At 52.5% G+C, this 10,971-nt stretch carries 10 protein-coding genes, 1 tRNA gene and 1 pseudogene; 11 read left to right on the top strand and 1 reads right to left on the bottom strand.

Annotation, left to right across the window (positions count from 1 at the left end; all coding sequences use genetic code 11):
* Both ybeY and QE270_RS09740 read left to right on the top strand, forming a co-directional pair.
* Positions 1-226: rRNA maturation RNase YbeY (ybeY, locus tag QE270_RS09745; protein WP_300038720.1), on the top strand; the 226-nt coding region annotated here is incomplete at its 5' end.
* A gap of 32 nt (positions 227-258) precedes the next feature.
* Positions 259-1,197: a hemolysin family protein gene (locus QE270_RS09740; RefSeq protein ID WP_300038717.1), complete on the top strand. Its 939-nt coding sequence runs from the start codon at positions 259-261 to the stop codon at positions 1,195-1,197.
* 26 nt (positions 1,198-1,223) lie between these two features.
* Here the strand turns inward: QE270_RS09740 and QE270_RS09735 are convergent, their stop codons facing one another.
* Complete coding sequence (locus tag QE270_RS09735) at positions 1,224-1,892, bottom strand: MOSC domain-containing protein (protein WP_300038714.1); 669 nt, start codon at positions 1,890-1,892, stop codon at positions 1,224-1,226.
* Positions 1,893-1,963: 71 nt separating this feature from the next.
* Here QE270_RS09735 and QE270_RS09730 point away from each other — a divergent pair, with 71 nt between their 5' ends.
* From QE270_RS09730 to QE270_RS09690, 9 genes and pseudogenes are all read left to right on the top strand, one after another.
* The gene (locus tag QE270_RS09730; protein ID WP_300038712.1) at positions 1,964-3,130 is read left to right on the top strand and encodes a glycosyltransferase family 1 protein; all 1,167 of its coding nucleotides are present in this window, start codon (positions 1,964-1,966) and stop codon (positions 3,128-3,130) included.
* 72 nt (positions 3,131-3,202) lie between these two features.
* The gene (locus QE270_RS09725; protein ID WP_300038710.1) at positions 3,203-4,528 is read left to right on the top strand and encodes a replication-associated recombination protein A; all 1,326 of its coding nucleotides are present in this window, start codon (positions 3,203-3,205) and stop codon (positions 4,526-4,528) included.
* Complete coding sequence (locus QE270_RS09720) at positions 4,528-5,376, top strand: hypothetical protein (protein WP_300038709.1); 849 nt, start codon at positions 4,528-4,530, stop codon at positions 5,374-5,376. Before QE270_RS09725 ends, QE270_RS09720 begins: the two co-directional genes overlap by 1 nt.
* Positions 5,377-5,451: 75 nt before the next feature.
* Entirely contained in the window at positions 5,452-6,300 is an 849-nt protein-coding gene (locus QE270_RS09715) for a phosphodiesterase (RefSeq protein WP_300038706.1), read from the top strand.
* Positions 6,301-6,317: 17 nt separating this feature from the next.
* Complete coding sequence (locus tag QE270_RS09710; RefSeq protein ID WP_300038702.1) at positions 6,318-6,743, top strand: hypothetical protein; 426 nt, start codon at positions 6,318-6,320, stop codon at positions 6,741-6,743.
* Positions 6,740-9,031 carry a GAF domain-containing protein gene (locus QE270_RS09705; RefSeq protein ID WP_300038700.1) on the top strand — a complete coding sequence of 764 codons (2,292 nt, stop codon included), beginning with the start codon at positions 6,740-6,742 and terminating at the stop codon, positions 9,029-9,031. Before QE270_RS09710 ends, QE270_RS09705 begins: the two co-directional genes overlap by 4 nt.
* A 9-nt stretch (positions 9,032-9,040) precedes the next feature.
* Positions 9,041-9,474: pseudogene (locus QE270_RS10760) on the top strand (Pycsar system effector family protein).
* 224 nt (positions 9,475-9,698) lie between these two features.
* A tRNA-Thr gene (locus QE270_RS09695) sits at positions 9,699-9,774 on the top strand.
* 241 nt (positions 9,775-10,015) lie between these two features.
* Positions 10,016-10,531, top strand: a complete 516-nt coding sequence (locus QE270_RS09690; protein WP_300038694.1) for a Pycsar system effector family protein — start codon at positions 10,016-10,018, stop codon at positions 10,529-10,531.
* The last annotated feature ends 440 nt before the right edge of the window (positions 10,532-10,971 follow it).

Genomic DNA, 10,971 nt, shown 5'->3' with positions numbered 1-10,971 from the left:
CCCCGAAATCATGCTAGGTGACATCATACTTGCGTATGAAATCTGCGCTGCCGAGGCCGAGGAAAAGAACATTCCCGTCGCACATCATGCGACCCATTTGGTCATTCACGGCATGCTGCATTTGCTCGGCCACGACCATATTGAGAAGGAAGAGGCCGAAGCGATGGAGGCGCTTGAGGTAAAAGCGCTTGCATCCATGGGGCTTCGCAATCCATATGAGGTTTAAATCGACCAAAAAGAGGCCAGTAAGCTTCCATTATGCCTGAGGGTGACAGTTTTAGCGGTTCGAAAACCGCAACCGACGACGATAACGACGGACGAATATGGCAGCGGCTTAAGACGATGTTCTTTGGCCGCGATCACGAGCCTACCTTGCGCGAGCAGCTTGAAGAAGCCATTGCCGAGCATGAGGAGGACAGTGAAGACAACGGACAGTCGGATCATGACGGCGATTTGACCGCCGTTGAGCGCACGATGCTGCGCAACCTGCTGCATTTCAGTGAGCACCGCGTCGACGACGTCATGGTGCCACGCAGCGACATCGTCGCAATTGAGGAAAGCGCTGGCTTTGCCGATTGCATCGCGGTCTTCGCCGAACATGGCCACAGCCGGTTGCCAGTGTACCGCGACACGCTCGACAGCGTGATCGGCATGATCCATATCAAGGATGTGTTTGCTGTCCTCGCGTCAGGGCAAAACCGCCCCGATAGCCTTGAGCTTTTCATGCGCCAGCCGCGCTTCGTCCCGCAAAATATGAGCGTCCTTGCGCTGCTGGACGAAATGCGGCGCACACGCACTCACCTTGCTATTGTCCTTGATGAATATTCAGGGACCGAGGGCTTGGTCACGATTGAAGACCTTGTCGAAGAAATCGTCGGCGAGATTGAAGACGAACATGACGATGAGCCGGAATTGCTCTTCATGCAAATAGCCCCCAATCTCTGGGAAGCCGACGCGCGTGCGGAGCTCGACGATCTGGCCGATACCATCGACCCCAAGCTGGCGGAAGTTGATGAAGACGTCGATACGCTTGGCGGGCTTGCCTTCATTATTGCTGGTCAAGTGCCCGATGTCGGCCAAATGCTGATGCACGAGGCAAGCGGTTGGACGCTGGAGATTTTGGAAGCCGATGAAAAACGGGTGACCCATATCCGCCTACACGCGCCCGTCTATAACAAGGGCCTGCTGGGCGAATAACCGCAGCACGCCAAATGCAGTAATCGTTACCCTGCCAATTTAGCCGCCCTACCCCTCCAGCTATCGGCCAGCGTCTCCAGCGCGGCAAGCGCCCGCAATTGTGCGTCGGACCCTTGCGCGCGATGTCCGCCGCCAATGAGCAGCTTAAACGTGCGCGCAACGGTCCAGTCATGTTCGGCTTGATGCACCATCTGAATTCGGTCGCCCGGTGCCACTTCGCCTTCCTCGATAACCCGGAAATAGCCACCGCAACGACCGCTGCTGATGACCATACCGGACAGGCCATGCACACCAAAAAGATGGTCGAGTTTCCAACATGGCTGACGCCCCTGCGCAACCTCGACCAACGCTCGCCCGATGCGAAGCCTATCGCCAATGCGCAAGTTGCCTTCGGTTAAACCGGATGCACTTATATTTTCGCCAAATGCGCCAGCTTGGTCAAGTAATGAGTGGGCGAAACCCTCTGCCGCAAAATGCGCAATCCATTTAGGATAATGTTCCGCTGGATAGAAATGCACTGCCTTGTCCGCGCCGCCATGCACCATCAGATCTGCAACCTCGTCGCCCTCGAAACCGTGCTTGCGCAAAAAAACGGGTCGGTCGACTGCGGTACGCGCCATCGCGCTCATCGTCCCGTCGGCGCGAAACGGCTTTGGCTTTCCAATAAGCAACGCATCAACCTGGCTCAATATCATATCTAGCTTCTATCCCACCACATGTAGCATTCCCATTGGCATTTTGCGTTGCCGCCGGTAAAAGCGCCAATATGCAGTCAAGCGACCTTCGCATTGCGCTTTTTAGCGGCAATTACAATTTTGTGCGTGATGGTGCAAACCAGGCACTGAACCAGCTTGTGGGATATCTGCTTCGTCAGGGCGCATCAGTGCGGGTTTATTCGCCTACAGTCGTCGAGCCCGCCTTTGCGCCAACCGGAGATTTGGTGAGTGTGCCGTCGGTCGCATTTCCGCGCCGGCCTGAATATCGCATGCCGTTGTTCTTATCCCGTTCAGTCCGTCGCGATCTGGAGGCGTTCAATCCAAATATCGTCCATATTTCAAGCCCAGATAGGGTGTCCCGCAAGGCCGTAAAATGGGCGCAAAAGCGGCATTTGCCAGTATTATGTTCTGTGCACACACGTTTCGAGACCTATCTGCGTTATTACAATCTGTCATTTATGGAGCCGGTCCTTGAGGCTTGGATTCGCCGTCTTTACCGGAAATGTGATGCGCTAGTCGCTCCATCGGAGAGCTTTGCTCAGGTCCTGCGCCAACAGCGCATGAACTATGACATAGACATTTGGTCACGCGGCGTAGACCGGGATATCTTTGACCCAAGCCAACGGGATATGAGCTGGCGGCGCGGGCTTGGCATTGCTGACGAAATCCCCGTTATCGGTTTTCTAGGACGACTCGTCATGGAAAAGGGCCTTGATGTCTTTTCCGATTCAATTGACCAACTCAAACGGCGCAAAGTCCCGCATCAGGTTGTGGTGATCGGCGACGGCCCTGCCCGTCCTTGGTTTGAAACGCGCATTCCCGAAGCGAAATTTGCTGGTTTTCACATGGGTTCGGATCTGGGCCGCGCGGTTGCAAGCATGGATATGTTTTTCAACCCTTCCGTAACGGAGACTTTTGGCAATGTGACGCTAGAGTCCATGGCCAGCGGCCTGCCCGTGGTCGCCGCGAAGGCAACCGGCAGCCAAAGTCTGGTCGAAGACAAAGTGTCCGGGCGATTGATCACCCCAGGTGCAATCAACCAATTCGCCGACGCACTACAGGCCTATTGCTTGGATGAGGATTTACGCACGAAGCACGGTGCTGCTGGCGAACAACGGTCGCTGGACTATAGTTGGGATGCCATCAACCAAACTATGGCCGACACCTATCTTCGCCTCATCCGTCAACACGCGGCCAGTGCCGTTGCTTCGCGTTAAGTCGGTCTTACATCTGCGCAGCTTGGGGTGTTCATGGGTATCCCGTGATGCCTGTTCGGGCAGAATAGTAATATGAGCGATCTGTTTGGGGATAGCCTGCAAGCACCATCGCGTTCGCCTAAAAACGCGCCACTGGCGGAGAAACTGCGTCCCGCCAAGCTCGACGACATCATTGGTCAGGAACATCTGACGGGTCCCGAAGGCGCGATTGGCCGCATGGTCGCTGCCGGCAAATTATCGTCGATGATCCTTTGGGGGCCACCAGGCACCGGCAAGACCAGCATTGCCCGACTGTTGGCCGACGCGGTCAACATGCATTATAAACCAATATCCGCCGTTTTCTCGGGCGTTGCTGACCTTAAAAAAGCCTTTGCCGAGGCAGAAACGATGGCTCGGACCGGCCAGCAGACATTGCTGTTCGTGGACGAAATCCACCGCTTCAACCGCGCACAGCAGGATGGCTTTCTGCCATTTGTGGAAAGCGGCGTTGTCACGCTTGTCGGCGCTACGACTGAAAACCCGTCATTTGAACTTAACGCCGCATTGCTCTCGCGCACCCAGGTCATCGTGCTGCACCGTCTGGACGAAGTAGCCTTGGCAACTTTGCTCAGCCGTGCGGAGGCGGTGATGGACCGCGCCCTGCCCGTCACCGAGGACGCACGGTCCGCGTTGATTTCAAGCGCCGATGGTGATGGCCGCTTTTTGCTCAATCAAGCCGAAACCTTGTTTGCGATTCACATCGAAAATCCACTCGACCTGCAGGCGATGGCAGCGCTACTGCAACGGCGGATGCCCGTTTATGACAAGGATCGTGAAGGGCATTATAACCTCATATCCGCGTTGCACAAAAGCTTGCGCGGGTCGGACCCGCAGGCGGCATTATACTGGATGGCGCGCATTTTGGTGGCGGGTGAAGATCCGTTATATGTTCTGCGACGCCTCATCCGCTTTGCCAGCGAAGATATCGGCCTCGCCGATCCGCAGGCTTTGGTGCAATGTCTCGCCGCCAAGCAAGCCTATGAGTTTTTGGGTAGTCCTGAGGGCGAAGTCGCCATCGTTCAAGCGTGCCTGTATTTGGCCACTGCGCCGAAATCGAACGCCGCTTATAAGGCTCAGAAATCCGCATGGAAAATGGCACGCGACACCGGATCGTTAATGCCGCCAGCGCATATTCTGAACGCGCCTACAAAGCTGATGCAGGATATTGGTTATGGCGCAGGCTATGCCTATGACCATGACAGTGCAGACGGTTTTTCGGGCGCAAATTATTGGCCCGACGCTGTGCCGCCATCGGAGCTATATCAACCGGTCGAACGCGGCTTTGAACGCAAGATACTCGAACGGATGCAATATTGGGAAAGACTGCGCGCACTTAACGCAGAGCCAGACGCAAGCTAATGCGTCCATTCACGCGTTTTGCGTGCGCCGATTGGTCAGGAGCGAAAGGCAGCCGACATCCCGGTATTGCTTTGGCCATTTGTGAAATGGGCGATGAGGCACCTCGCCTTGTAACGCCACCCGACAAAGACTGGTCGCGTCAAGCGGTTGCTGACTGGCTTCTGGCGCAAGATGATGACTTGCTTATTGGCTTCGATTTCAGCTTCGCACCGCCCTTGATTGAACGCGGCAGCTATTTACCCGGCGATGATGTGCCATCGTCTGCCAAAGATTTCTGGGCTTATGTCGATCATCTCTGCGATGACCCGGATTTGGGTGCCGCGTCCTTCCTCGAATACCACCATCGCCGTCATTTCTATTTGGGCGCGGCCGACGGCACGAAGTCCGATTATCTATTCTGGCGCCAGTGCGAACTTCTCAACAAGAACAGAACTGGAAAGGCGTCCACCGTCTATGACGCCATTGGCGCCGCGCAAGTCGCAAAAGCGAGCTTTGCTGGCATGCGCTTCCTTAACCATGTGCGCGATAAGGTTGCTATTTGGCCGTTCGATGCCATTCCCGCAGACGGCACCGTAGTTCTGGAAATTTACACCAGCATCGCGGCCCGCGCAGCCGGTGTCGCCAAAGGCAGAAGCAAAGTCCGCGACGGGTATGCACTCGACAATGCGTTGCACGCACTTGGTTCGCAGCCACACAAACCGTTGGAACGCTATACCGATCACGCAACCGATGCCCTTATAACCGCGGCCTGGCTGCGGAATGCTGCCGCAAATCCTCAGTTTTGGGCACCAAATGCACTAAATAGCAAAATTGCTGCAACTGAGGGCTGGACCTTTGGAGTTATTTGACGCTATTCCGCGCTAGCAGTCCAAAATCGTTCGATCACGGACGGAAAAATTTGCTTTGATTGCGACGAGGTCCCCGTGTTAATTGCGCAGATTACAGATTTGCATCTCGGCTTCGAACCGAACCAGATTGATGAACCCAATCGTCAGCGGCTTGATCAGACGATCTTCCGTCTGTCTCAAGGGATCAATAGACCCGATTTGATTATTGCCACTGGAGACATGGTCGATCGCGGCGATGTTGACAGCTATGCCCGGCTGCGCGACGCGTTTTCTAAGGCGACGGTGCCAGTCTACCCAATGATGGGTAATCACGATGACCGAGACAACTTCGCCCGAATTTTCGCCGAGGTGCCAATGCCCGATGGCTTTGTGCAATATTGTTTACCTCTCGACGGGCTGCGATTGATTATCCTCGACACATTGGAACCGCAGCGTCACGGCGGCGCGTTTTGCGCTGTACGTTCGGCCTGGCTTAGCGCCCGGCTAAATGAGGATCGTGAAACTCCCACCGTAATTGTCATGCATCATCCACCATTTGAGGCCGGTATCGCCTGGATGGATACTCATCCTGCGGAACCTTGGGTGCGGCGCTTTAGCGACGCGATTGCGGGTCATACGAACATAGTTGCGATTTGGTGTGGCCATTTGCACCGGCCCATTTCCGCGGTTTGGCAGGGCATCTCTGTGATGGTGTGCGGCTCAACCTCGGCGGAACTAACGCTGGATATCAATACAATCGACGCCGAACTGCCAGACAGTCGCTCAATGGTCATAAATGGTCCACCGGCCCTAGCTTTGCACCGTTGGACAGATCAAGGCTTGGTAACATTGTTTGATATTGTCGAGGATTACCAAGTGCTAGCAAGATTTGATGGAAAGATGCAGGGTCTGGTCCGCCATCTGATCGATGAGCGGCCGGAATGAATAAGGGACTAGTGGCAATGCCACAGGATGACGCTAACCTCACCGACTTAGCCTTTATAAACCGTCAGTTACACGCAACAATCGAAGCCATGCGGGCCAAGCTTGAAGCCGAGCACCAGACTAGAGACGATCGTATTGCGCAGGCACATGCAGTTATCGCCGAAGAACATCGGGGCCTCCAAAATGCTATCCAGGCCATGCGTATCCAACTAGAACTCCAGCAGGCTAACCACGATGCTGCCTTGCAGGCAGAGCGCGCGTCAGCACATGGCGAAATTCAGCAGTTCATCGCTACCATCAATCAGTTGCGTATTGAGATAGAAGTCCTGGAGCACAAAGGGATGAGGGAGTTGGATGAGCAGCTGGCTGAATTTGCACGCGAGCAAGTAAATTGGAAGGCACAAGTGCAAGCCTTGCGCAACGAATTGGAGCAACGAGCATGAGCGCAACCCTTCAGCAGGCTAATCGCGCGCGCGGTAAACTCTCAAATTCTGCAGCATTAAAACGCACCTCTACCTTACTCGAGATATCACGGCTTTGCGCCCAAAAGACAACGCTTGATGGCATATTGACTGTGCTGGTGGAGATGACGTCACTGGAGTTAAACTGTGATCGCGGGACGATTTTCCTCAACGATCCTGTTTCTGAGGAGCTTTTTTCTCGGGTAGCGCAAGGCGGCCTTACTCGCGAGATTCGTATTATGAATAACTCCGGCATTGCAGGCGCCGTATTTCAGTCAGGGGAAGCAGAATTAATTCATGATAATTATGCTGACCCTAGGTTTAACTCCTTAATAGATGAACGCACAGGTTATCGCACTAACAACATGATGTGCGTACCGATCCGCACCATGTCGGATGAAATTATCGGGGTTATGCAAAGCCTCAACAAACTCGAAGGTCAATTCACCGATGACGACCTCTCACTTTTGGAGGAAATGACGCGTCAGGCGGCGATTGCGCTTCAAAGTTTACAATATATCGAGAAAAGCGAACGAAAACGGGCGAAGGAGATGGCATTTATAGAATTGGTATCTGATATCAATTCCGAATTGGATTTGTCTGCGCTTCTTAATCGGGTCGTGGATGAGACCTGCTCTATGCTTAATGCCGAGCGAGCTACAATTTTCTTGCACGATACAGAGACTGCGACCTTATTTTCACGCGTAGCCAGTGGGGCGGAAATTTCTGAAATTCGACTACCAAGTTATGCGGGCATTGCTGGTGCGGTGTTCACCTCTGGGCAGAGTATGAACATTCCCTACGCTTATGCGGATTTGCGTTTCAACCCCAGCTTTGACAAGCAAACCGGTTTCTTTACACGGTCGATTCTTTGCGTACCTATTGTCAACAAAGAAAATCGGACGATCGGGGTGACTCAAGTACTGAACAAGAAAGGCGGAATTTTTACAGACGAGGACGAGCAGCGGCTCAAGGCTTTTACCGCGCAGGTGTCTATTGCGCTTGAGAATTCCAAACTGTTTGACGACGTACGCCGAGTCAAAAAATATAATGATTCAATGCTCGCAAGCATGTCAAATGGAGTTGTTACGCTCGATCCCGCCCTCAAAATCGTTACCTGCAATGCCGCTGCGGACCAAATTTGGGAAGGAGTGCCGCAACTTGTAGGCAGTGTTCTCTCTGATCTTCTGAGCGATGACAGCAGTTGGGTGCAGGAGCGGATCGCCGCGGTGCAAGACGCTGGGGTAAGCGAAGTGTTCAATGATGTTTCCTTGGCTTTGGGTGGACAGACCAGGTCGGTAAATCTTACTATAAGCCCACTGATTTCCGAAGACAGTGACAAGGAGCTTGGTTCAATGCTGATGTTTGATGACATCAGCAATGTAAAGCGGATGAAATCCACTATGTCCCGCTATATGGACCCTGTGATCGCATCCCAAATGCTGGACGGCGAAGGAGGTCTGGACTTGCTTGGCGGGGTCAGTGCCGAAGCGACAGTCATGTTCAGTGATGTTCGGGGGTTCACCACAATCACTGAAGAATACGGCGCTCAGGGCACAGTTTCCTTCCTCAATGAATATTTCAGCCTGATGGTCGACTGTATTGCCCAAGAAGGGGGCATGCTCGACAAATTCATTGGCGACGCGATCATGGCCTGTTTTGGATTGCCGGTTGCCAAAGAGGACGATGCTGATCGAGCGCTACGTGCAGGTATTGGTATGATTAACGCCTTGTGGGAGTGGAACCGCGAGCGCCGTGCTAAGTCGCTCAAGACCGTCGATATGGGGCTTGGGCTCAACACCGGTATGGTAGTGTCAGGCAACATCGGCAGTCCCAAGCGCATGGATTACACTGTCATTGGTGATGGCGTAAACCTTGCAAGCCGTTTGGAAAGTGCCTGCAAAGCCTATTCCGCCCGTATTCTTATCAGTGAAACCACCGCTAGCCACCTGCGCGGCACTTACCGAATGCGCGATATTGATCTTGTTGTAGTTAAGGGAAAAACTGAGCCCGTGCGCGTTTTCGAGGTTCTCGATTACCACGACAAAGAGACGTTTCCGAACCTCACCGACGTGATCAACCAGTTCAACGATGGCATTATGCAATATCGATCATGCAATTTTGAAAAGGCAGTCGAGCGATTTGAACGCTGTCTTTCGTTGAACCCAGAAGACAAATTGTCTCGCACTTATATCGAACGGTGCGACTTTTTACGCACTAATCCGCCGCCCGCCAATTGGGACGCGGTGTGGATGATGAACGAGAAATAGAGCTCGGCAATGCTGCTGCTTCTATTGCCGCCAGATATGGCATCTCAGGAAGCCAACATGTTTATCGGCGCAGCATTCTTGGTTCTGACACTTTCGATCGGACAAAGTCAGAACAACGCCTTCTCGCTTCCCTTAGCGATATTGGCGCTGTGTGCGCTTATTTCAGCTGGGCTGGCTATATTATCAGTGATGCCTTCCACGGCTGCAAAATCTGCGAAAGGGAACAACTGGCTGTTCTTTCAGATGTTCGCGCAACTTGAAGAAACAGTATTTCAAAAAAAGTATTGACCCTGTTAAAAGAGCCTGAAGATGTATTTAAAACTATGCTGAACGACATCTATCAACTGGGCTGCATACTCCAGTCTAAAAAATATCGTTTCCTTGCGTTGGCATATCGGGCTTTTCTTTGGGTTAATAATAGCATTTGTAACCTTCGTATATGAACAGATTGCAGGGCGACTGTTATAGCGCGCTGCTGACATTCCAGGTCGCCACTGTGCTGCTGCGTTGCCTGACCGGCTGCAGAGCGATACAAGTTGAGCGCGGCCTGGCTGCGGAATATTGTCGGAAATCCTCTATTTTGGGCACCAAATGCACTTAATAGAAAAATTGCTGCAACTGAGGGCTGGACCTTTGGAGTTATTTGACGCTATGGGGCACGCCTAGTGCCGGCTTAGCTCAGTTGGTAGAGCACCTGATTTGTAATCAGGGGGTCACGAGTTCGAACCTTGTAGCCGGCACCATTTTTCATATACTTAGCAAGAATTATCCTGGAGTATTTAGCTCTAGGTAACAAGCTAGGTAACAAGCTAGGTAACAAGCTGCACATTTTCCGAATCGTCTTAACGCGGTTTGCTTTAGCAAGTCCTCTGATGGGTGCGGCTTGGCGGGCATTTGGATGCAAGATACGGCGCGGTTAAGGGTCTGCTGCGCAGACGAAAATCTCTAAGACACTTCATTAAGTCGGCATCTTCGGGGGGGGGAATGAGCGAAGAAAAAAAATGGCCAAGCGAGGCAATGTTTATGGTGCGCACCATGCAGGCGCATCACATGCAACTAAGTGTTATGGCCGACCAGAAGGCCAACATGCTTATTGGTGCGACCTTTGTGGTTTTGACACTGGCCATTGGTCAAAGCCAAAGCAGCAGTTTCTCTCTTCCGTTGCTCATATTGGCAGTGTCGGCATTAATGTCCGCTTGCCTAGCCACAGTGGCAGTAATGCCCTCCACTATTCCAAAATCATCCAAAGGCAGCAATTGGCTGTTTTTCGGTACATTCGCGCAAGCCGAAGAACTAGTGTTTCGGGAAACGATAATGGCAAAGCTTAAGGAACCCGAAGATGTGTTCGAAGCGATGCTCCATGACATCTATCAAATGGGCTGCATCCTTCAGACCAAAAAATACCGCTATCTCGGTTGGGCTTATCGCGCCTTTCTGGTCGGCTTGGCCACAACATTTGTAACTTTCGTTTACGAAAGCGTTGCTGGGTCGATTTTATAGCTACCCTTTCGCTCCATTACAGTGCGCGCCAGTTCAAGCTCCGCACCTGCCAGCTTTTGCGCGCAGACCCATTTCACGCGATACAAAGAAATTTTATCCCCCTACGGTTGCCGTGTGCTGAAACTGACGTGAGCAGTTTCAAGCCATTGTTCCCGTCCGCATTCAAAAGACAGATTGGCCACATAAAACAGGAAAACGTTTCAGGTTTATCTTAGTGTCTGACTGAGCTACTAGAAAACCACTTGCCCCGTTTCACAGCACTGGTTATCTTGTTTTAACATAATTGGGCTTGAGGAGTCTTAGCTGGCTTGAGAGAGGAACCTACCTGCGTACGCTTTTGTTAACGTTTTTCCGCTGTCCAGCCTTCTTATTTTATGATGTTTGTCATAAAAAGTTAATTAATCCGCGCGAGACCCCTTTACAGATAACCTTCGTCGATC

Origin of the sequence: Sphingorhabdus sp. (genome assembly GCF_029865925.1) — a bacterium.
Classification (GTDB): Bacteria; Pseudomonadota; Alphaproteobacteria; order Sphingomonadales; family Sphingomonadaceae; genus Sphingorhabdus_B.
The sequence above is the reverse complement of the archived record's forward strand: the minus strand, read 5'-3'. Positions and strand labels throughout refer to the sequence as shown.